Source organism: Trichocoleus sp. FACHB-40 (assembly GCF_014695915.1).
GTDB classification, from domain to species: Bacteria; Cyanobacteriota; Cyanobacteriia; order Cyanobacteriales; family FACHB-T130; genus Funiculus; species Funiculus sociatus.
The window spans coordinates 97604-119946 of the sequence record NZ_JACJPF010000055.1 but is presented as its reverse complement, the minus strand read 5'-3'; the positions used below and the strand labels follow the sequence as shown (position 1 = coordinate 119946).

The following is a 22343-nucleotide window of genomic DNA, read 5'->3' as shown; positions in this document are numbered from 1 at the left end:
TACTACCCACAACGGATAACGGGGTTGGGTGCGGAAATCTCGAATTTGTTGCAGATGCGCTATCAAGCTCATTACACTAACGTAGACAACGACTACCTCTCCATTTTCTTCATGCTCTTTTTTCTCTCACCAATGAATCAGCCCTGCCTTAAAAAGGGGGGTTGGGGGAATCAAATGCTTAGCCTTAAGAAAATAAAATGGGATTAAACGCCCTCTTAAGTTAAACCTTAATCACTGGTTGCATAATAAGTGTATTGCTTACCATCCCAATAGAATAATCTACTGGATGATGCTGCTTTGGAGAGAGAAATCCCCTCTCCTTGTTTCCAAGACGAGGGAATCGAGGCATTATATTTAGCAGCCTCAGCTTTAGGAATAACTTCCCAAACATCATCAGCACCAAGCTCTTTGTCGATTAAAATAACTTCTTGGGTTCCACCATGAAAAATTGCCATCGCGCGATTAAAAACCTGTGTTTCACCTTGAGGCTTTTTCTCTGCGAGCATTAGAGCAATATCTATTTTATTATCTCCATTAAAGTCACCCCGTAAATATAACTGTCGGATATCTCTAAAATGAATACTATAACTTTTGTTTAGTCCTTTATCAAAAAAGGATTTCCTAACCCAGTAAGGAATATTTACATACCTAATATGTTCAATAAATGACTTCTGATCTTTAACAGCATCATTATCTTCAGGTGTTGTAGGGTTGTAAGTTATATCACGCGCAGCTTCTTGTTTATTGCTTTCGCCTTTATTATCTGTATTTTCTTTCTCCGTCACAACAGGTTGCTCGGCAACATTCGCAGAAGCTTGGGATTCCACTGGGGCTTTAGAGAGATTATCGGAAGAACAACTATTAGCAAGTCCTAGGACAAGGCAGATTCCTATTATTTGAATTAATTTTGAATTTTTTATGATATTCATACCAATCATTTCAGGATGTGAACAATTTAGTAAAAACGCCAGGCGATTGGACGCGGCTACACACACCAAGTCCGCCTGCGCGGACTCATTCAGCCTGCGGAGGCAGGCTTTGTTTGTGTAGCCCCAGACTTCCAGTCTGTGGGCGATTTGCAAATACGGGATGCTCCCAGTCGCAATCGCATAAAATAAGACCGCCTTCACGATCTTAGAAACTAGGAGAATGGTATTAATCTACCGATAATTTAGGCTGCTTTCCGGTTAAAAACCAGGAAATTTGTTTTTTGGATGCAGAAATTTTCTTGCTTGTTTCAGCAGCACGCACCTGGAAATGTAGATGAGGGCCAGTGCTGTGTCCGCTGTTACCTGTACCCTTTTAAGGACGTTTAAAACCATATCCCACATAGGTTTCTCCTTCATAAAAAACGACTAGCGATGTTTGCGGATCGAACGCCAAAGGGTGAATTTCGCGCTCGGTTTTCGCTCCTGCTCGAATGCTCACATTCGGCAAGCGGCAATAAGGCTCTTTCACGATTTGTTGCACGTTGCGCCGAGAGCTGCGCTCAGGCACTGTTAAGAGTCGTGCTAATTGCGATCGCGATAGCGTCGCCTTCGGCTTTACAATTTCTGTGCAGGCGGTGGTGCTACGCTCTACGGATTGCCGTTCCTTAAGTGCCGAGGTCGGATTGGAAGGCAAGTTGAGAGCGGCTAACAGGTAGCCACTGGCTAACAGACAGCAACCTGCCAGCAAATATTGCAGCACCAGAGATGGGGCTTTAAACTCCTTCATCATCTTCTTTATCTCCTTGATCGCTCATTGTTAGGTAATACAGGACTTTGGCAGGCTGGCTGCTCTTAGAAAGAGGTGGTTTATTTAGTTTTTTGAAAGAATATTTATTTGGAATGCGATCGCTTCGCCTCGGACTTCGTACTACGCTGTTCCTGTCAATTACTTGCAATAAAGCTAGGCAGTAATTCCTAGTTGATAAAGCAATCGGGAATATCGCTCTAAAGAGATTCGGATCGTTTACACTCGATGAAAGCAAGTGCTATTTGCTTGTACGTGAAAGCTTTTTCAAAAGGCTGACAAACGGTTAAGCTGTAGGGGTTTGCAGCCGTTATGTCAGTAAATATAGCGTTTCTCAGCTGGGTGGAATATATCGCGGTTGTTTTGTTTTCGCCACCTTGGTAGGGACATGGCAATGCCATGCCCTTACAGATGTAGCGCACCCAACCCTTGAATTGCTATAAGGCCTGAGTAAAATCAAATAAGCTGAGTACCCATTTACCCATATCTCGCTTTTTGTCGAAGTAGGGTTTCCTTTGCCTTCTTCCTCTCACCACAGGCGATACACTTACGTGTCTTTGACTGCAACTCCTTGACTACAGTGTACTACTAATATTAGTACATTTGTACTAATAATTTAGCGTGATAACCGCACCAAAAAAGGCAAGAGAAAAAAATGGTTGCCCCTTCCAGCCTCTGACTGGGAACGAGGATAATCTCTGAGACCGCTTGAGCAGGTCGGAATCGCGGACGAGGGACAAAGTTCCTCAAAGCTCAAAAATCTTGAATTCCTGCAAACTGCGAACTCCAGCAGCATAGGTGAGGTTATATTGCAAGGGCGTTACGGTAATGTAGTTTTTCCGAATTGCCTGCACATCGGTTTCTATGTGACTGGGTAAAAGCGGATTTTCAGGTTGTTCAACTTCTTCCAAAGCTTCACCAGCTAACCAATAGTAAGTTTTTCCGCGTGGATCTACCCGCTTTTGAAAAATATCAAAATAGCGACGAATCCCTTGACGAGTCAGGGCGACACCAGCAATATCTTCCCATTTCACAGGCGGCACATTGACGTTGAGTAACATCGCCTCTGGTAGCGGCTGCAAGCTTAACTTATCCATGAAGATTTTGGCAAATTTGGCAGCGGTTTGAAACTCCCTTGAGGTGTAACTGGTCAGACTAAAAGCGATGCTGGGAATTCCCTCTATTACGCCTTCCATTGCCGCTGAAACTGTGCCTGAGTATAGGACATCAGTGCCAAGGTTAGAACCGTGGTTAATGCCAGATAAGACAAAATCCGGGGGCGCATCAAGCAAAGCACCTAGCGCCAGTTTTACGCAGTCCGAGGGAGTTCCCGAACAAGACCAGGCTTTGACTGTGGGGTGAAAAATCGACTCGACGACTTCAGCGCGGATGGGGTCGTGCAGGGTAAGACCGTGACCAGTGGCAGACCGTTCCCGGTCGGGGCATACTACGGTGACATTGTGTCCGGCTTCGGCGAGGGTATTGGCGAGATTGCGAATGCCCAAGGCGAAGATGCCATCATCGTTGCTGATTAACAGTTTCATTAAGTTACTACAGGAGGAGTCAAATTCTATTTTGCACCGCAGCTTGTAATAGATGAATGCAGATGAATGAGTCAAATCGCGTTAAACTCAAGCTAAAGATGCCAAACTGAAGACTGTCTGTAGAAAATGACCACTACGCTTTCGGAGCTTGAGGCTCAACTAGCCGCGCTTAAACAGGATGCGACGAATGCGATCGCTGCTGCTTCTACTCTTGCACAACTAGAGGAACTTCGAGTCGGCTACCTGGGTAAAAAAGGGCAGCTGTCCAAAGTATTAGGGGGTTTGGGTAAATTAGACGCAAGCGATCGCCCCCGGATTGGTGCTTTAGCAAACGAAGTCAAAGAAGCGCTGCAAAATGACCTGGATCGCAAGCGGACAACCTTGCAGGAAGCCCAAATCCAAGCCGCATTGGAATCGGAAACCCTGGATGTCACTATGCCAGGAGTTTACCGCCCCCTCGGTCGCAAGCACCCGCTCAACAGCACAATTGACCGCATTGTAGATATCTTCGTTGGTCTTGGCTACACCGTTGCCCAAGGGCCGGAGATGGAGACAGACTACTACAATTTTGAGGCGCTGAACACCCCCGCAGACCACCCCGCCCGCGATATGCAGGATACCTTCTACCTGCCGGATGGCAATCTGCTGCGGACGCATACTTCTTCGGTGCAGATTCGCTACATGGAAGAAAATGAGCCGCCAATCAGGATTGTGGCACCAGGACGCTGTTACCGACGAGACACGGTAGATGCTACCCATTCGGCAGTCTTCCACCAAGTAGAAATTTTGGCAGTTGATCAGGGGCTAACTTTTACAGACCTTAAAGGCACTATTAAGGTGTTTTTAGAGGAGATGTTCGGTGCTGAGTTACCGATTCGTTTCCGGGGCAGTTATTTTCCATTCACCGAACCTTCTGCGGAAGTCGATGTGCAATGGCAGGGACGCTGGTTAGAAGTGATGGGCTGCGGTATGGTTGACCCCAATGTGCTGAAGAAGGTGGGTTACGATCCAGAAGTTTATACTGGGTTTGCCGCGGGTTTCGGTGCTGAGCGTTTTGCAATGGTGCTGCATCAAATTGATGATGTGCGTCGAATGTACAGCAGCGATTTGCGCTTTTTGCGTCAGTTTTAAGAAATTTGGTGGTAGGTGGTAGGTAGTAAGAAGGATAAAACTTATAGTTCTAAAGTTTTTCCCTTACCTCTAACCTCTACCTCCTACCCCTTTTTATTCCTCCGAAGGAGGATATTCTAAATAGCTTACTGACTTGGTATTTTCCCGGATGAATTGCGATAACTGTGTTAAAAAGAATTAAGTCGCTCTCAGTACAGTAGCGATCGCTTTTCGGTAAACTACCTAAAGAAGTATTCTTTAAATGTGGGTGAATCCAGTAGGGAAAAATTTGCCTCTAGTATCGCTAGTGACAAGTATTGTCTGCCTTGGAGCTTGTACAAATCAGCCAACGGATAAGCAGCTGGAGGCATGGCGAACTGAAGCGATCGCTCTCAACGCCCAGATGGTGAAAGCCAATACCAAAACATCACCGGAGGAGTGGAATCTGGTTATTGAGGGGCAAGTTACCAAGGGCAAAGCCGTGACATTGAGCTGGCAACAGTTACAGGCATTGGCAACAAATCATGTAAAAACCACAGATCCCAATGCCGTACTCAACCAAGAGGAGATTTTCGACTTTCGCGGCATCCGTGTATCTACACTATTGAAAAAGTTAGCGATCGCGTCGGATATTACAAATATTACTTTTGTCTGCTTTGACGGCTACCAAGCGACGATCAGCGTGAAGGATTTGCTTGCCTACCCGATTACTTTAGCGATCGCTAGAAATGGCAAACCAATTCCCCGCGATCAAGGTGGCCCTATTTATTTAGTCATTCCGCATACACAATACCCTAATTTGAAAAAAAAGTATAACGAATTATCCTGGGCGTTTTACGTTACCCACATGATAATTGGTACTGAACCAGTAAAATTACGTGTAGGAAAGCGCGAACTAGACTTAGCCGCTCTTGATAAACTTCCCCAAGTTACAATTTTGGAAAATGTCGGCTACAGAATGGGTTGGCCCAGCGGCGAAGTCAAACTTCACGGGGTGCGTGTACGCGATATTCTAGCCTTCGCAGGTATCCAGCTGCCCGCCAATGGGGAAATTGTAGTTCGCGGGAAGGCACCAATTTACCATGACCCCTCCAATCCAGTCCGCTTGGGATCAACCGATTTGCGGGAGTGTGACATTCTGGTGGCGACCAGATGGGGCAATGACAAACAACCTATTCCCGCAAAAATGGGGGGGCCATTGACGCTGGCTTTTAGTTCTGAGTGTCAAGCAGGGACGGGGTTTTCGCGCCCTTTGAATAGACAGCGATGGGTGACTTTCTTAGAAGGTTTTTATCCCTAATAGGAATTAATACCGAACTATTGCCACCCCATAAGGTAAAACTCTGATAGATGTTAACTAGATTGTACCGAGTAAATAGTAATCCTAATTCATTTATGAAATTCTCTTTTTCCCCTTTATGGAGCCTCCTGAATTGGCGGAAACTATTTTATAGAAAAGGTAGCTTGTACCCATTCAATCGGACTGCGACAGTTTCTCAACCATTAGATGTATTTGTACAGCGTTTCTCAGTTGGGTGGAATATATTGTGGTTCTGATGTTCACGCTGCCTTGGTAGGGGCATGGGAATGCCATGCCCTTACAGATGTATCGCACCCAACCCTTGAATTGCTATACATCATCTCTAATAGGTTTATGGGAATATAAATTATGCTATCAATCAAATAAAAGCTTTGAAATATAATCTAAGTTACAGTCTTTCTTCTCAATGTATAATTTTAACTTTTACTTTGCTCATAGGACTCTTCGAGATAGAAACAATAAAAGACTGAGCTATACTATACAAAAAAGAATTAAAAACTTCAATCTCTTTTAAGGATTCCCGATGAACAAACCATTAGATGAAACTCTCTCAAAAGAACTTTCCGAGCGCATTAAAAGCAAAGCAAAAAATCCCTTTGACAATGCTTACAAAGCGGCATTATTAACTGAAGGATGTATGTATGTACAAGGATTTTTAGTTGGGGATGGAAAGCCATACAGACCGATTGAGCATAGTTGGATTGAGCTTGAGACTTGTATTATCGATCCCACACTGCCACACCTCAATAAAAATGCAGAACAATTTTTCTACTTTCCGGCACAAAGTTTAACTGTGAAGAAACTTGTTGCAGCAGTAGAAGAAGCCAAAGAAGATTATCCAGACGATGAGCCACTGCCTGTTTATGATGCTTTACCACATGAATATTACGGAAATTTAATCATGGGTAGTAAAAAGTATTCAGAAGCCTATAAAGAGGCTGAAGCTAAATGCAGAGAGTTGAATAAACCCAAGAAAGAAACTGATTCAACAAGTTAACTTGCCTAAGCGTAGCAAGCCCCATTCTTCTATAAAGAATAGCTTAGGAAGCATAGGTAATAGGTTGTAACTCGTAGGACAAAAGAGCCTATCTACAACCGGAAAAAGATTTCCCACTCCTGCAAAGACTGCTATAGATAATTGGCAGCAACCTATTACCTAAACCAAGATTCCCCAACTCTTCCTTAAATTGCTAAATGACGCTAGTTGTATTTAAACCAAAACAGAATGTTATAAATAAAGCCGGATGAAAGTTTTTGCTTTTCGCTCAATCCACACCCAATTTATGACCGCTACGACGTTGTTGATCGTCGGACTGGTTGGCTCCATAGTCTGGGTTTGGGCGAATACTGAGAGTAACCTCTACCGTCAGCAGCAGCAGAGTCAAGCAAAGTCCTTAGTTAAGTTGTCAGCTTATGCTTTGGGTAACGAACTCTCTGAAGAAAATTGGGGTCAAATCCGCGTGGATCTGGATTTATTGATGAGGGAAAACCAGGATTTTTTATACATTCTTGTTTCTGATGCCCGGAAAAAAAATCAGATTCTTGCCTCGTCGCCCAGCGATTTCCAAAACCAGTATATTCCAGATATTGTCCCAGTAGAAGTGACAAATGCGGCGCTAAAATCCCGACAGTCTCATGCTGTAGAAACATTTCTTCTGCGAGATATCAAGTTCTTGGGGCGTGTGCGGGCGAAGCGTGGCGAACGATTTATAGAAGTAAGTTCGGACATCAAACTGGTATCGGGTGAAACAATTGGCACGTTGCGGATCGGAATGTCGTCACAGCAAATTAACCGTGCTGTTGTCTATGCAATAAATCAGGCTGTGTTAGTAGGTGTTGTGGGACTCGCCGTTAGTTTAGTGTGTGCATATATTCTGGCAAAGCGGTTGAGCGATCCGGTGCAGCGTTTGCAGGTGAGTGCTGCCAGAATCGCCGCTGGGGATTTACAGCATCGTGCAGAAATTAACTTGTCAGATGAAATCGGAGATTTAGCAAAGTCTTTTAACGAGATGTCGGCAGCGTTGCAAGCATCGTTTAGTAAGTTGCACAAGACTTTGGAATCGTTTGAGCGGTTCGTGCCGGATAAATTTCTTTCAGTTATTGCACCAGAGGGAATTGAAAATATTCAGGTGGGTGTATCGGCGACGCGAACTATGACGATTTTGTTTTGCGATATCCGGGGTTACAGTTCAATGGCGGAACAAATGACACCATTCGAGACGTTTTCGTTTTTGAATGACTTCTTGGAATGTATGGGATGGCCGATTGAGAAGAGTGGCGGCTTTATTGACAAATATATTGGCGATGCGATTATGGCATTGTTCGATGATGAAGCAACTGATTCCGCTCTGCGTGCAGCAATTTTGATGCAGGGGACACTCTCTCTTTTTAATGAGGAGCGGGTGGAAAAAGGTTTGCCTGCGATCGCAGTCGGTATCGGTATCCATCGCGGTGACGTGGTGATGGGTACTGTAGGATTTAACTCGCGCATTGACTCTACAGTGATTGGCGATGTGGTGAATTTAGCCTCTCGGGTTGAGGGTTTAACTAAGCAGTATGACTGTCAGATTTTGGTAACAGAGTCAGTGGTAAATAGTTTGTACCACCCAGAAACCTTCTCGTTGCGACTGGTAGATAAGTCGGTGAAGGTGAAGGGGAAAGAGGAAGCGATCGCTATTTACGAACCAAGCTATAAGCAATTAAAAGTTTAAAATATAAACTACCCTATTCTACTAAATAAAAAAATTATTTCTGAGCGAAATACTCTAACAACAATCGGTGAACAAAAATATACCCGCCGCCAACCTTTTGTAAAAAAATGCGCTCAGTAGCATAGTCGAGAAAACGGGCATAATTCCAAGGAATAGAACCACTACAATATAGAATAACTCTCAATACAAAGTGTTTAACGCAAGCTTCCCCGCCACCTGCTGCTACCCCAAACGATAATCCGAAAATTCCCCAAAACCAGGCAGCCCAATTTAATATATTAGCCGATGTGCCTAACACAAACAAGCCAATTAAACCAAATACAAGAGCATTTTTACTAGACTGCCGAATCCCTTGATTAGGAACCGTCCTTGTTTGGATACTAGGAGCAGTTAAACCACTAATTAAACCATAAACTAGCCCCATACTTAGCCCAAAAACTATGCCGCGAGTCAATGAATAAAGCTGTAAGGGTAAGAACTGAGGATAGATTATCTTCCAGTGTAGCGGGTTAAAAATTATTTCATAAGTGACTTTAATAACTAATCCCGAAATCGAGCCAAAAATAATTCCCCGAATCAGACTATTACTACCTTTTTTCCAAGACCATTTGAGATTTTCAACCGTTTTAATACGATAAACACCAAAAATTAGCCAAAAAATTACACTGCTAGAGATTAACGACAAAATCATTTTACTGGTGGGTAGAAGTAGTTCGCCTACTGTTGCAGCCAAAATAAAGAAAGTAAGCCAAATACTAATCGCATAAATTAATTTTTGTCTTTTTTTCTTTAGCCAATCTGGTTGTAGTCGTTCTATTAAAAATACAGTTTGCGACTGCTGAGAGAGTCTTTGCGCCAGCCAACTCAGCCAGCGGATTGATTGCTCTTTTGAATATTTATTATTAATGCCTCGACGCTCAAACATCCTTTGAATATACTTATCAAATAAATGTTGGCGGCGTTCTTCCAAGTTCATTCCTGGCAATTCTGTAATGGACATTCCTTGATAAGCGAAAGTCATAATACTCAGCATCAGCGGTGACTTGGCTAATTCTTGCAGTATGGTATCTGCTTGCAGCGCTGTGTTCACTGCGTCAAGTTCTGAACCTGCATTCTTCAGATATTGATGAATTTGCTCTAGAGTTAGTGGTTGAATGAAGACTGCACCTTGAAATCTCAGGCGATTTGATAATAGCTCGTAATCTTTGACTCGGCTACAAACTACTATTTCGGTTTCTCCGTATTCTTGGCTAAATTTATTAATCGCCTCTACGCAATTTTCTCGCAGTTTAGTGCTAACTTCATCTAACCCATCTAGTAGCAAAATTAATTGTTGATTTTTAATCCAATTTTTGCCAATCTCTTTGGAAACTTGATATTTCACGTTGAGTTCTCGAACTAGCCAATCAGCAATCTTTATCTTCTCTTGTGTCCAAGCAGAGAGGTTAAATACTACCGGAATTGGCTGATTGGTGTCTTGTTCAGCACTTGCAATTAAATCGCGGGTGAGTTCTAGTAGCGTTGTTGTTTTGCCTGAACCTGGAGAGCCTAAAATTAAAAGCGATCGCCCGATTCCCATTTGTTGGAATAAATCGCTAATCCTGATATTATTAGATAGAGTTTCTCGGGCTTGATCGGGGGTTTCCCAGACCATACCCCAAGGACGATCTAAAGCATCTAGGCGTTTTTCTAAACCTAGTTCAATTAATGCTTTACCGTGTAAGGAAGTTTCTAAAACGCCTTTAACCCAGTAATTTTTTACCTTGTTAAGTAATATCTGGCGGTTGCGATATCCTTGTTGGCTGTAGGTGATTTTAGGCGCTGCTGCTTTTTGACTAATAGTAGGAATAGAAACGGGTAAAGTTTCTATATCTGCCGGGTTAATGGTTTCCTTCTCAGAAGGCGGGATGGTTGTTGGAAGTTTTGGCAGAACCCTATCTTGAGTGTGCAAAGCTGCTAACATTGCTTTAGCAGTCGGATAGCGATCGCGTGGATGGTAGCAAATCGCTTTATCTAAAATTGGTGCAATTTGGCTCCCTAAAGCATCGGTGCGCCAATTCATTTCCCCCGTGTCCGGGTTTGTCTGCAAATCTTGCGGACGTTTCCCAGTAAGCAAATAAATCGCCGTCAATCCTAAACTATATAAATCACTAGAATATAGTGGTTTACCTGCCGCTTGTTCTGAAGGCATAAACCCCAACGTACCGACGGCAATTGAGTTAGTAATTTCTCCTTGGGCATCCACGACAGTATTCATCATTTCTTTAGCGATGCCAAAATCAATTAAAACGGGTTTGCCATCCCTTTCTCGCCAAATAATATTGCTGGGTTTAATATCTCTGTGGATAATTCCTTTAGAATGGATATAGTCTAAAACTGGCAAAATATTTACCAGCATTTCCTTAACTAAACTTTCACTTAAAACCCCCTGCTGTTGTAATTTTTGATTCAGGGTGACACCTTCAACCCATTCTTGAACTAAATAAAATTGCTCGTTTTCCGCAAAGTAGGCATATAACCGGGGAATTTGCTGGTTACACTCACCTAGTTCTTCTAAAATTGCCGCTTCCCTATCAAACCGTTCTTGAACGAGTTGATAAACTTGGGGGTTGTTGGTGATGGGTTTGAGTTGCTTAATGACACAAGTGCGACGGGAAGGCATATGCGTGTCTTCCGCCAGAAAGGTTTCGCCAAAACCGCCTGTTCCCAACGCCTGGATGATGCGATAGCGATTGTTCAATAGCGTCGGTGTCATCTGGTTTCACGCTGCTGGTCGTTATCTTAATACAAGAATCATAGCTGAGTGGGACTACAGATTAGTTGTGAAGGATGCACGAGGCAGTTAACGTAGTTCAAGATACTACTTCAACAGGCGTTGCAATGTTTTGTAACTTACAGATTGCTTTTAGAACTTGTAGCAATTGGATTGAAGGTTCAGAGTCAATCAAGTTCAGTGCTAGCAATAGTTGATAGCTTGGGGAAATTCCTTGCTGTAGATACGCGAAACGATAATCCATTCCGTTCGTTGTCAATCCCCAAACTGATTCTTGATACTCTAGACTTTTATAAGCATAAGTGAGCAATTGAGGTAAACCCTCCATTGCGTTAACACTACTGTTTTTAGCTTCAATCATCAAAATCCAGAAAAGTGTATCTGTTGTTGTTTGAGTTTTATTTATTGCCAAAATATCCATCCGTCCTTTGATGATGGTTTCTTCATCTTCGATGGAAATATCAGCAATCCCCTCTTCTAGGGTTATCTTAATACTAGGCTGATAGAACCCAGCCAACCACATCAACCGAGCGACGAATAAGAATTTAACTTGCCCTTCGGAAATTTTACCCTCTGCGTAGTAATCGCGAAATAAATTGCGAATTTGTATAATCTCTTGCTGTTCAAATTCTGTTAAAGGTTCCAGCGTTAGTAATGATGGAATTGAAGCATTGAAATGCTCTTCAATTTTTAAAAGACGATGAACATCTCTCAAGGTTAGGCTTTTTGCGTCTAGATTAGCAGTCATCGCTCTATTGCTATTTTCTAATAAAACTTATAACTATTATTTTATAGCAACCCGAAATAATAGCGAAGGCAAGATCCCCGACTTCTTTAAGAAGTCGGGGATCTGAACCGCTGGCATCTCACCACTCAAATAAAATTGCTATATGCAGTTACATTTTGGCAAAGTGTTCTCTTAGCAAGTCGTGAATGAAGCGATAGCGTCCGCCGACTTGTTTAATCAACCTACGCTCATTTGCATAGCTGAGGAAACGCGCATAGTTCCAGGGAATCGCGCCACTGTTCCACAATATTAGGCGCAAGGCGAAGTGTTGAATGACAGGTACACCAGCAGCAGTGATGCCAAAAAATATTGCCCAACTAAGCCCATTAATTACAATATTAATAGGCTCAATAGACTGTCCATTAGCTACTAGCGGTACTGTGTAAGATAGCATTGCTACAGGCAAGCTAACTAAACTAATGACTATAATATTTTTTGCTGAATCTTTAATCCCTTGATTGGGTTTACTTCTGCTTCTTATCTTTTCTCCTGTCACCCCAAACATCAGCATCAAACTCATCCCCAAAGTTAGTCCTATAATCAGTCCCTTAATTAGTTGTTTATCAGTCAGTCCAAGAAACAGCCCAATTATTATCCCCCCTATCAGCCAACTTACAGCTTTTTGCCAAGTCATATCTAAGCCATCGGCAAGCTTTATTTTATCCCTAGATATCCCAGTAATCCTAATAAAATCAATGCTTATATAAATTATCGCTAATAATAGCCATATTTCTATACCACCAATCAAAGCTTGATTCAACCCATCAATTAATGCAGAACGCACTGTATAAATTAATCCGCCACTCAATCCGAAAAATACTCCGTTAATCAATCGATAAATTGTTTCAATAAAAAGTATGGTCATTAATTGATTTTTAGTTAGAAGTAAAAACTCTGGCTGTATTTTTTCAATAAAAAACTCTGTCTGCTGTTGCTTTTTCAGGGTTTTAGCCAGCCAAATAAACCAGCGTTTACTATCCTTTGGTTTATATCCTTGATAGTTGTGAGGCAGTTCTAAGCGGCGTTTTATGTATGCGTCAAACAAATCTTTACGGCATTTTTCTTGATATACTTCAAGTTCAGCCGGAGAATTGAAGCGTTTAGCTTTGCTTTCTAAACCATTTGGATAAGCTACCGGAATAAGATGTAAAAACAGCGGCATCTTTGCTAACGCTAGCAAACCATCTGGGTCATGCTGAATACCTTGCCAGAGATGTCCGCAGTTCAACCGTTGCAGATAGCCTTTGATCTGATTATCTTCCAGTGGCTTCAGACAAACTGCTCCCCGTAGCGTTAAGATTTCCTCACCTGCTTTGTACTCTTCCTCACGACAGCAGACGACAATTTGAGATAGGCGAGAAGTAGTTTGCAAAAATTTATTAATTCTGGCGATACCTTTTCCCTGACGGCTTTGCAATTCATCCAAACCATCCAACAACGGCAATAATTTACCTGTCTCTAACCACTCGCGAGTAATTGCTTCTGGGATATTATTGCGGAACTTCAAGTCAGCTACCAGCCAGTCAGCGATCGCTTGCTTATCATCTTTCCAGCTAGAAAGTTCAAATATTACCGGGATTGGCTTTTCTGGCTGCTGTTGGGCAGCTGTAATCAAGTCTTGCGCTAGTTCCAGCAGCATCGTAGTTTTGCCCGATCCGGGCGCACCTAAAATTAGCAATCTGCCAGCAATATCATCTCGCTCAAAGACATCTATAATTTTCTTGCCAGGTTCAGACTCAGCGGTTACTCGTATAAATTTTGGTAGCTTCTCCCACCAAGCGGGAGACGGTTTAGCATTCACCGTTACTTCTGGAGGTCGTCCTACCTCTTCCCGTTGGTCTTCCATCAGCAGCGGAATCAACTGATCATCATGCAGAGAGTCTTCCATCCGCACTGTTACATCAGTTAGCATAATTGCCAACAATTCCTGCCGCCATCGCTGTGAAATTGCCTCTGGCATATTGCTGGAAGTTTCAGCGTTATTTCCTTGCCTACTTCTGAGCAAATACAGCGTCGTTGGCACCGCAAAGACGTAGCCAAAGCCCAAAGTCCAGTAAACGTTCTGAATCCAGTCAGCGTTTTGCTCTGCCTGTGGTGTACCGAGTAACGTGGCACCAACGATGCCTATCACTCCAAACGACATTCCTATCCCAAAGATGAAGCACTTGCCGCGTAAGGAATTCTGTTTATCAAATGCGCTAGGCAGAAGCCCCCCAATCACGGCAAGCAATCCCAGCAGCAATAAAAGCAGTAGCGGAAGCAAGTCAGGAGTTGTCATATTTGGAGATAAAGAGGTGTGGATGCGAAGCGGAGGATGCAACGAAGGTGCGATCGCGTTCTCCTGACTCGTTACTTAAACCAGTCATAGGCATTAATCATATTCAGGCAGTGGCAAGTAAATAATTTGGTCTTGATACTCTTGATCAAAAGACCCTTCAGCAATCAGAATTAACTCATCGATAGTCTGACTAATACTGAGCTTATCGTTCAAAATTAAAATACCCGGTATGTGACGGCCTTGTGCAATATGGTCAGTCAAATGTATAGGCATAGATGTGCGGTTATTTGTCACCAATACGAAGTTATGCTCCTCGCACCAGCACAAAATTTCTGGGTCTAGCGTGCCTCTTGTGGGAGCGCCAGGATCGCCAACCACCCACATGATTAAGCTGGGATTTTGCCGGAGGAATTGACGCTGATAGACTTTATCAACATTTTCATCTAGCAGATATTTCAGACTCATTTACTTTCTTAATTTCTTCTCTTTCAGTTTTTAGTTTCATAAGTTTAACAACAACGGGTGAAGGATTGCGTCGCTGTTCTTCTCGCATTTTATGATCATGTTCTAGCCAATCAGCTATGTAAGCGCTGACAGATTCTTTATTATGCAGATAATAGAGAATAGTGGCATAGACCTGTTCTAAATTGATTGTGGGATAACTTTGGGCAATTTCTTCGGGAGTCCGACTCCGATGAATGAAATCATAGAGGATAGTTTCAATTCCTACTCTTGTACCTTTCAACCGAATATCATCGGGGCGCTGAAAGTCGAAATAATCTTCTAGTTGCATGGCTCACCTCGTTATAGGTTTATGAGATAATCTTACATTTTGGGAAAATGTTCGCGTAGTAAGTTGTGGAGCGTGCGACCAAGGAGCGATCGCGTTCTTGACCAGAAGCATTCTCGCAATATAACCAAAGACATAACACCGCTACACTTTCTCCGGGTTCTCAGCGCCTCTGCGGTTCGATATTCTTATCACTGTGCTAACCTGTTGAGAATCCTTCACTGATACACCTGTACTTTCCGGCAACGCCCAGCGCCTATGGTCTATATCAAGCGCGTGGAACTCACCAACTTCAAATCCTTCGGTGGCACGACGAAAATCCCCTTGCTGCCGGGGTTTACTGTCGTATCGGGCCCAAATGGATCGGGTAAGTCGAATATTCTTGATGCGCTGCTATTTTGCCTCGGACTTGCCAGTTCTAAGGGAATGCGGGCGGAACGCTTGCCCGACTTGGTGAATCACAACCATCCCCATCGAGGGACTGTAGAAGCCAGCGTCACAGCTACGTTTGATTTGTCAGATGTTAGCGGTACGGTTGTTGGCAATAGCAACGGACATCGGACAACGGCGGGAGATTCCCCCCAACCCACCCTAGAAAAGGGGGGGCTAGATATGACGGAGAAAGAGTGGAGTGTGACGCGGAAGCTGCGCGTCACCCAGCAGGGAACTTACACCTCGAATTACTACATCAACGGCGAATCCTGCAACCTGACGGAACTCCACGAAAAGCTTAATCAACTGCGAATATATCCCGAAGGCTACAACGTGGTGTTGCAAGGCGATGTCACCGGGATTATTTCTATGAACCCGCGAGAACGCCGGGAAATTATTGATGAGTTGGCTGGTGTGGCGGCGTTCGACAGAAAGATTGTCCAGGCGAAAGAGACGTTAGACTCAGTTAAGGAACGGGAAGATAGCTGTCGCATTGTGGAGGCAGAATTAATTGCCCAACGCGATCGCTTATCTCAAGATCGCATCAAAGCGGAAAAATACCAAAAACTCCGCGCCGAACTTCACCAGAAAGAACAATGGGAAGCTGTTCTCAAATGGCGAAATCTTCAGCAACAAGAATCGAAACTGCGCGAACAAATTGAAGCAGGCGATCGCACTTCAACTGAATTAACCGCCCAACTTCAAGCATTACAAGCGCAAATTCAGCAAGCAACGGCAGAACTCGATCAACTTAATGCCCGTGTGAAAGCTTTGGGGGAAGAAGAACTCCTGGCTTTGCAATCACTTCTGGCAAATCAGGAAGCCGAACGGCGTAATTTACAACGCCAGCAACAAGAGTTAGAAACAGCAGCTCATCATACCACTGGCAATATAGAACAAGAGCAGCAGTTAATTCAACAACACCAGCAAACTCTACAACAACTGACTGAAGAACAGCAGCGCGGACAAATGCTGATCGCGCCTCTGGAGGAACAACGCAACCAAGCGCAGCAAACTCTATATCGGCATCGGGAAGATGCGGAAGCGATCGCATCTGCGTCCGAAGCTTGGGTGCAGCAACAAACTGCCCTAAGTCGCCAAATCGAAACTTTATTACAAACTGTCGAACCCCAGCGCACCGAACAAGCTCAACTGAGAGAGCGTTATACCAATCTGGGGCGGCAAATCGAGGAGCAAAGTCAACTTTTACAAACAATTGAGCCGGAAATTGCCGCAAAACAGTCTCGTTTGGCTGATTTTGAAATACAATTATCTGATTACGCCCAAGAAATTCAATCTTTAGCTCAAGGTTTGGCAGCAGGCGATCGCGATCTGCAAATTCAGCAAGACACGCAAAAGCGCCTCTTACAAGAGCAACGGGATAAACAACGCCAACTCGATAAACTAGAAGCCCAAGCCCAAGCTGAACAGGAAAGCTTAGGCACCTTCGCCACCAAAGTTATACAGCAATCAGGATTACCCGGCGTGTGCGGCTTAGTTGCCCAATTGGGGCGAGTCGAACCCCGCTACGCCTTGGCGCTGGAAATTGCTGCTGGTGGGAGACTGGGAAATCTAGTGGTGGAAGATGACGGCGTGGCGGCGGCGGGAATTGAACTGCTGAAGCAAAAACGGGCAGGGCGGATTACATTCTTACCCTTAAATAAAATTCAGCCACCGCGATTTGCGCCAATGGTGGCGCTGCGTTATGCCGACGGATTTGTCGATTATGCGGTGAATTTGATTGAATGCGATTCCCGTTATCGGAATATCTTCGCTTACGTCTTTGGGAGTACCGTTGTCTTTGAAAATATTCATGATGCTCGTCGTCACTTGGGACAACACCGCATCGTAACCTTAGAAGGGGAACTGCTGGAAAGTAGCGGCGCAATGACTGGCGGTAGTAGCAGTCAACGTTCTGGGCTGCATTTCGGTACTGCTGACGCGGGAGAATCTGCGGAAGCGATCGCGTTGAGAAATCGCCTACAAGAAATTGACCGAATTTTAGAACGTTGTGGCGAGGTGATTTATACCCTTTCTGCAAAGACAAAGCAACTGAATTTAGAATTGACAGAAGCGAAGGCTAAGCGGCGGGAGCAAGAGTTACATTTTGAACAGTTACAGAAGGAAATTAAGAGTTTAGTTGCCCAAGCTGAAACAACGCGATCGCTTCTTTCAAAAAATACCCAAGAATTCCACACTGCCGAATCTCGCTTACAATCTCTAGACGCTGAATTACCCGTACAAGAAGCACAATTGCAACAATTGCGGCAAGCTTTGGCAGAATTAGAGCAATCTCAGACGCATAGCGAATGGCAACAAATTCAGGCAACAATTAAAACTGATGAGCAACATCTCTCTGAACGGGAAAAAGCTCTCCGCACCGCCGAACAAAGATTAAAAGATTTAGAAAATCAGCAGCAGCGTCTGCAAGAAAAAAGTCAAGAATCCCACCATCGTTTGCAGGAATATCGCACCCAGCTATCAGGAGTTGTAGAGACGCGAAATTTCGCATCTCTACAGTTGTCAACACTCAGCGAACAAATTAGCCAAACTCAAACAGGCTTGAAACAACAAGAGGAAAGGTTGGGCGAAGCAAAAATACAACGCGACGCCAGCGAAACTCAACTGCGAGAACGTCATCTTTCTCAACAGCAGCTGGAATGGCAACTGCAAAAACTCCAAGAAACGCAACAATCGCGGCGGGAAGAACTTACTGCTGTGAAAATTCAACTGGAAACGCAACAAGCAGAATTACCCGATCCTCTGCCAGAAGTGCCAATGCTGGTAAATCCAGAATCTAGTGAGTCAAATGCGATCGCATTTGACAAGTTAAGCGATCAACTAGAACAAATGCACAAAGAGATGCGTAACCTTACCAAACGCCTGCAAGCAATGGAACCTGTAAATATGCTGGCATTGGAAGAACACAACCGCACCACCACCCGACTTGAAGAACTAACTCAGAAATTAACAACATTAGAAGCCGAACGCACCGAATTATTATTACGAATTGAAAACTTCACCACCCTGCGCTGCCGCGCTTTCCAAGAAGCATTCGACGCAGTAAACGAAAACTTTCAGGCAATATTCGCCGAACTCTCCGATGGAGACGGTTATTTACAACTTGATGATTCCGAAGATCCGTTCAACGGAGGACTTAACTTAGTCGCCCATCCCAAAGGCAAACCTGTGCAGCGGCTTGCTTCCATGTCTGGCGGCGAAAAATCTCTAACCGCCCTTAGTTTCATCTTCGCCCTGCAACGCTATCGCCCCTCTCCTTTCTACGCCTTTGATGAAGTTGATATGTTTTTAGATGGAGCAAACGTAGAGCGATTAGCTAAAATGATCAAACAACAAGCTATGCAGGCGCAGTTTATTGTTGTAAGCCTCCGCCGCCCAATGATTGAATCATCTGAGCGCACTATCGGTGTCACTCAGGCGCGAGGAGCTTACACCCAAGTTTTGGGGCTAAAATTGCATTCCTAAAAAGAGTCTGTATGATTTGATTTAGCAATCTTCGCCGAAAGTCCGACACCATAGCGGTATTTCGTTTGGTATTGGGATGGATAGGCGGTCAATCGATGGAGTTCAATACCCCGGAGATTGGCAATCTCCTGCTAAGCAATAGTCGGATTCGCTGAGAAACCGACACAATACCTGTACTCAGGTTATTGTAGGAGTATGTCACTATAAATAACTAATAAGATTCGAGATCGGGATTGGGCCTCCAATGACATCTGAACAAATCCTTCAACGCTCTGACATCTTAAATACCCAAGTCATTACCCGCGACACTGGTAAGCGCTTGGGGATTATTAAGGAGCTATTAGTAGACATCGACCAGCGGAAAGTTGTAGCACTGGGTTTGCGAGACAACCTACTCTCGATTGCGGGGATGCCACGGTATATGCTCCTCAGCAGCGTTCGTCAGATGGGTGATGTCATCCTAGTTGATAATGATGACGTTATTGAAGATATCGACGTTGAAGCCTACAGCAGCCTGATCAACAGCGAAGTAATTACCGAAACAGGTGAACTTTTAGGCAAAGTGCGGGGTTTCAAGTTTGATGGTGAAGACGGCAGAGTTTTCTCGCTGATTATTGCTTCTTTAGGGCTGCCGCAAATTCCCGATCAGGTTGTAAGTACCTATGAGCTGCCAATTGATGAAATTGTCAGCAGTGGCCCAAATCGTCTGATTGTTTTTGAAGGTTCCGAAGCACGCTTGGTTCAGCTAACTGTGGGTCTTTTAGAGCGTCTTGGCATTGGCAAAGCCCCTTGGGAACGCGACGAAGAGGAAGCTTACTTCCAACCAACAGTCCGTCCTGAAAATCAACTGCCTACTGGAATTCCCGTCAACGCGAAACCAGCAACCTCTATTCGCGCTTCTGCCCCTGTAATTGAAGAAGCTCGCTGGAGCGAGGACGAGGAGTATTGGGAAGAACCAGAACCACAGCCAATTCGGGCGCGGCGGGCGGAATCAATTTATTACGAAGAAGACGAAGAAGAGGATAACTGGAGCGAAGCGACAACCGAGACGCGGCGAGTAGTTCGCTATGAAGAAGAGCGAACCTATGTAGAACCGGAACTATACGAGGACGAGTACGAAGAAGACGAATACGAAGAGAAAGATGTTTGGGAAGATGCTGAGGAGCCACCTTACAAAGCACCTCGGATAAACATCCCTGAAAAAACCAAAGCGCCAGAATACGAAGACGGCGCTTATTAAAAGGCAAAAGGCAAAATTCCCTCGTTCCCAGGCCGCAGCCAAGGAATGAGGGAATTTTGCACCTAAGCTAACTCAAAACTCAGCACTTTTTTAAGCGCGTCAGTAGCAGCACAATTTCATCAATTGCCTGCCGTACCGTCGCCGCCGATTGGTCGGATTGATTCACAATAATGCTAAAAACGATAGTTTCATACTCTGGGTGGCTCATATACCCCGATAAAGAAACTACTCCGCTCATCGTTCCTGTCTTCGCTTGCACAATACCTTGAGCTGGCGTATTTTGAAAGCGATTTAGAAGACTGCCACTTTTTCCAGCCACAGGTAATGATGCTAAATATATAGCTGCTTCTGGAGTCTTTGCGATCGCTTTGAGAGTTTGCACCAGTGCTGCTGGACTCACCAGGTTATGGCGAGACAGCCCAGAACCATCATCTAGCACGTAGCTGCTAGGATCTACTCCTAATTCTGTTAATGTCTGTTTAAGGGCAGCTAAGCCCTGTTGTAGGGATGAATCACTCTGGACTGTGGCTGTGGCACCAAGCGATCGCAACAGCACTTCCGCATATAAATTATTACTATTCTGATTTGTCTGAGCCAACAAAGTCCCCAAGGGCGGTGATTCCACAGCGGCTAGTTCCTGAGTTGGAAGTTGAGAGTTTGATCCAACCATTGCCTCTGCAACAGTAATTCCCTCAATTGCCAAGGCGCGTCGCAAGTGTCGCAAAAAGTAATCTGCTGGATTAATAATTGCCATATTCAAAGACACAGGTTTAGCATCAGCAGGCAATTGTCCTTTAATCTGTAACACTGGTTTCCCTAACACAGCATTAAGTTCTATGGAGGCTGGCGATTTTGCTTCTGTTGTTACCGAATTATTTTCAATTCTCCATTGAGTTAGTGCCAGAGGATCTGCCCACGATGTTTGCAATGGTTTTCCTGGGGTTTGCGGTGATATTGTCAGCGTCGCAGCATTTTGATTCAAAATCAAACTATTAACTGGTGCGCCATAGTTTGCCTGCAAATCTCCCCATTCCCAACTGGTATTTACCGCCTGTCCTTTAAAATAATCGTCCTCTACAATTAACTGTTTTACCTGAGTAATTCCCCGCCGCTTCAACTGTTGCGCCAAATCTCTCAATTGGGTATCCGTTAAACTGGGATCTCCTCGTCCCACAACGCGCAAAGAACCATCACCCGTTCCATAAATAGAGGTGCGAATCCGATACTGAGAACCCAATTTGTGTAAGGCAGCAGCTGTTGTTAGCACCTTTACATTAGATGCTGGTATGAAGTAACTTCCTTGTTCGCGGCTGTAGAAGATGCTATTTTTAGTTAACGGTTCAATCAAAATCCCCCAACGAGCGCGACTCCACTGCGGACGGTTTGTAATAGCATCAATTGCAGTTGTTAGTTGGGAAGGACATAAAGCAGCAGCTTGAGGCTTTTGGGTTTGAGAAACTTGTGCTGTATTCAGCTTATCTGGATGGGACGATTGATTATTTGCTTGCGCTGCTTGGTGCCACGATAGCAACGGAGTGTTTAGTATTAGTATCAGGCTACTAATTTCACTAATTTTAATTAATCTTGAGTAACCTTTTCCTTTCTTAATAGACGTAGCGCAGCCATCTTGCCTGCCTTGCTGAGAACCAGAATTGGGATGTCCTGTATCCTTAAAATCTGATTTTTCCCGATGGGCTGCTATCTCACTTATTTTTGATGATATTTTTATCATTAAGATTTTTTCTGAATAAAAATGCTTGGGATTTTATAAATCTTACCGGAGACAGGTGGCAATATCAAGAATAGTTTATAGCAATTCTATTTTATGTATAGAGATGTTGCATACAACGTCTATAGTTTTATACGAACCGTAGAGGCAAGAGAGGACACAGAGGAAAAAAACAGAAAGTTTATAAATGAATTGCCAGTAGTTCAGATACCCGACTTCTTAGAGAAGTCGGGTATCTCGCCTTCACAAATCATTTAGGAGTGCTATAGCAATTCTATTTAAGTTGTGAACGAGTATTCACCCTGGTGTAGGGACATGGCATTGCCATGTCCCTACAGGGGTTCAGAAACCATTTAGGACTGTTATATATTTATGAAAATATTTCTAATGATAGAGCTTAGTAGGCTT

Annotated in this window: 16 protein-coding genes; 7 read left to right on the top strand and 9 right to left on the bottom strand. The window is 44.0% G+C overall.

The features are described from left to right. On the top strand, positions 1-207 hold a 207-nt coding region (locus H6F63_RS29625), incomplete at its 5' end, for a hypothetical protein (protein WP_206755826.1). 20 nt (positions 208-227) lie between these two features. On the opposite strand, the gene H6F63_RS12650 is transcribed toward H6F63_RS29625, so the two are convergent. From H6F63_RS12650 to surE, 3 genes are all read right to left on the bottom strand, one after another. Further along, positions 228-938, bottom strand: a complete 711-nt coding sequence (locus tag H6F63_RS12650; protein ID WP_190637831.1) for a hypothetical protein — start codon at positions 936-938, stop codon at positions 228-230. Between the two features lie 364 nt (positions 939-1302). After that, positions 1303-1719, bottom strand: coding sequence for a hypothetical protein (locus H6F63_RS12645; protein ID WP_190637829.1), 417 nt, complete (start codon positions 1717-1719; stop codon positions 1303-1305). Between the two features lie 761 nt (positions 1720-2480). After that, a complete protein-coding gene (gene surE / locus H6F63_RS12640) occupies positions 2481-3278 on the bottom strand; it encodes a 5'/3'-nucleotidase SurE (protein ID WP_190422291.1) in 798 nt (265 codons plus the stop codon). Positions 3279-3404: 126 nt separating this feature from the next. Between surE and pheS the strand changes: the two genes are divergently transcribed. The 4 genes from pheS (at position 3405) to H6F63_RS12620 (ending at position 8420) form a co-directional block, all read left to right on the top strand. Next, positions 3405-4409, top strand: coding sequence for a phenylalanine--tRNA ligase subunit alpha (gene pheS / locus H6F63_RS12635; protein ID WP_190422289.1), 1005 nt, complete (start codon positions 3405-3407; stop codon positions 4407-4409). 241 nt (positions 4410-4650) lie between these two features. Continuing rightward, a complete protein-coding gene (locus H6F63_RS12630) occupies positions 4651-5688 on the top strand; it encodes a molybdopterin-dependent oxidoreductase (protein WP_190637828.1) in 1038 nt (345 codons plus the stop codon). Positions 5689-6232: 544 nt separating this feature from the next. Further along, positions 6233-6706 carry a hypothetical protein gene (locus H6F63_RS12625; RefSeq protein ID WP_190442044.1) on the top strand — a complete coding sequence of 158 codons (474 nt, stop codon included), beginning with the start codon at positions 6233-6235 and terminating at the stop codon, positions 6704-6706. A 247-nt stretch (positions 6707-6953) separates the two neighbouring features. Next, positions 6954-8420, top strand: a complete 1467-nt coding sequence (locus H6F63_RS12620; RefSeq protein WP_190637826.1) for an adenylate/guanylate cyclase domain-containing protein — start codon at positions 6954-6956, stop codon at positions 8418-8420. Positions 8421-8454: 34 nt separating this feature from the next. On the opposite strand, the gene H6F63_RS30970 is transcribed toward H6F63_RS12620, so the two are convergent. The 5 genes from H6F63_RS30970 to H6F63_RS12595 form a co-directional block, all read right to left on the bottom strand. Further along, positions 8455-11175 (bottom strand): protein kinase, encoded by a 2721-nt coding sequence (locus H6F63_RS30970; protein WP_190637824.1) that lies wholly within the window; start codon positions 11173-11175, stop codon positions 8455-8457. Positions 11176-11272: 97 nt separating this feature from the next. Further along, complete coding sequence (locus H6F63_RS12610; RefSeq protein ID WP_190637822.1) at positions 11273-11941, bottom strand: restriction endonuclease subunit R; 669 nt, start codon at positions 11939-11941, stop codon at positions 11273-11275. Between the two features lie 148 nt (positions 11942-12089). Beyond that, positions 12090-14258, bottom strand: a complete 2169-nt coding sequence (locus H6F63_RS12605) for an NACHT domain-containing protein (RefSeq protein ID WP_190637820.1) — start codon at positions 14256-14258, stop codon at positions 12090-12092. A gap of 93 nt (positions 14259-14351) precedes the next feature. After that, positions 14352-14723, bottom strand: a complete 372-nt coding sequence (locus H6F63_RS12600) for a DUF5615 family PIN-like protein (RefSeq protein WP_190637818.1) — start codon at positions 14721-14723, stop codon at positions 14352-14354. Then, the gene (locus tag H6F63_RS12595) at positions 14698-15051 is read right to left on the bottom strand and encodes a DUF433 domain-containing protein (RefSeq protein ID WP_190637816.1); all 354 of its coding nucleotides are present in this window, start codon (positions 15049-15051) and stop codon (positions 14698-14700) included. Before H6F63_RS12595 ends, H6F63_RS12600 begins: the two co-directional genes overlap by 26 nt. A gap of 255 nt (positions 15052-15306) precedes the next feature. Between H6F63_RS12595 and smc the strand changes: the two genes are divergently transcribed. Continuing rightward, positions 15307-18966, top strand: a complete 3660-nt coding sequence (gene smc / locus H6F63_RS12590; RefSeq protein ID WP_190637814.1) for a chromosome segregation protein SMC — start codon at positions 15307-15309, stop codon at positions 18964-18966. 244 nt (positions 18967-19210) lie between these two features. After that, positions 19211-20206 carry a PRC-barrel domain-containing protein gene (locus H6F63_RS12585; RefSeq protein WP_190637812.1) on the top strand — a complete coding sequence of 332 codons (996 nt, stop codon included), beginning with the start codon at positions 19211-19213 and terminating at the stop codon, positions 20204-20206. Between the two features lie 79 nt (positions 20207-20285). Here H6F63_RS12585 and dacB read toward each other — a convergent pair whose 3' ends face one another. Next, positions 20286-21938 (bottom strand): D-alanyl-D-alanine carboxypeptidase/D-alanyl-D-alanine-endopeptidase, encoded by a 1653-nt coding sequence (gene dacB, locus H6F63_RS12580; protein ID WP_190637810.1) that lies wholly within the window; start codon positions 21936-21938, stop codon positions 20286-20288. Positions 21939-22343 lie beyond the last annotated feature (405 nt).

Bases quoted from the DNA above. Each gene is read 5' to 3' on its own strand.
- H6F63_RS12620 (WP_190637826.1), top strand. From the start codon at position 6,954: ATGAAAGTTTTTGCTTTTCGCTCAATCCACACCCAATTTATGACCGCT.
- H6F63_RS12625 (WP_190442044.1), top strand. From the start codon at position 6,233: ATGAACAAACCATTAGATGAAACTCTCTCAAAAGAACTTTCCGAGCGC.
- smc (WP_190637814.1), top strand. From the start codon at position 15,307: ATGGTCTATATCAAGCGCGTGGAACTCACCAACTTCAAATCCTTCGGT.
- H6F63_RS30970 (WP_190637824.1), bottom strand. From the start codon at position 11,175: ATGACACCGACGCTATTGAACAATCGCTATCGCATCATCCAGGCGTTG.
- H6F63_RS12585 (WP_190637812.1), top strand. From the start codon at position 19,211: ATGACATCTGAACAAATCCTTCAACGCTCTGACATCTTAAATACCCAA.
- H6F63_RS12650 (WP_190637831.1), bottom strand. From the start codon at position 938: ATGATTGGTATGAATATCATAAAAAATTCAAAATTAATTCAAATAATA.
- H6F63_RS12595 (WP_190637816.1), bottom strand. From the start codon at position 15,051: ATGCAACTAGAAGATTATTTCGACTTTCAGCGCCCCGATGATATTCGG.
- H6F63_RS12600 (WP_190637818.1), bottom strand. From the start codon at position 14,723: ATGAGTCTGAAATATCTGCTAGATGAAAATGTTGATAAAGTCTATCAG.
- pheS (WP_190422289.1), top strand. From the start codon at position 3,405: ATGACCACTACGCTTTCGGAGCTTGAGGCTCAACTAGCCGCGCTTAAA.
- surE (WP_190422291.1), bottom strand. From the start codon at position 3,278: ATGAAACTGTTAATCAGCAACGATGATGGCATCTTCGCCTTGGGCATT.
- H6F63_RS12630 (WP_190637828.1), top strand. From the start codon at position 4,651: ATGTGGGTGAATCCAGTAGGGAAAAATTTGCCTCTAGTATCGCTAGTG.
- H6F63_RS12610 (WP_190637822.1), bottom strand. From the start codon at position 11,941: ATGACTGCTAATCTAGACGCAAAAAGCCTAACCTTGAGAGATGTTCAT.
- H6F63_RS12605 (WP_190637820.1), bottom strand. From the start codon at position 14,258: ATGACAACTCCTGACTTGCTTCCGCTACTGCTTTTATTGCTGCTGGGA.
- dacB (WP_190637810.1), bottom strand. From the start codon at position 21,938: ATGATAAAAATATCATCAAAAATAAGTGAGATAGCAGCCCATCGGGAA.
- H6F63_RS12645 (WP_190637829.1), bottom strand. From the start codon at position 1,719: ATGATGAAGGAGTTTAAAGCCCCATCTCTGGTGCTGCAATATTTGCTG.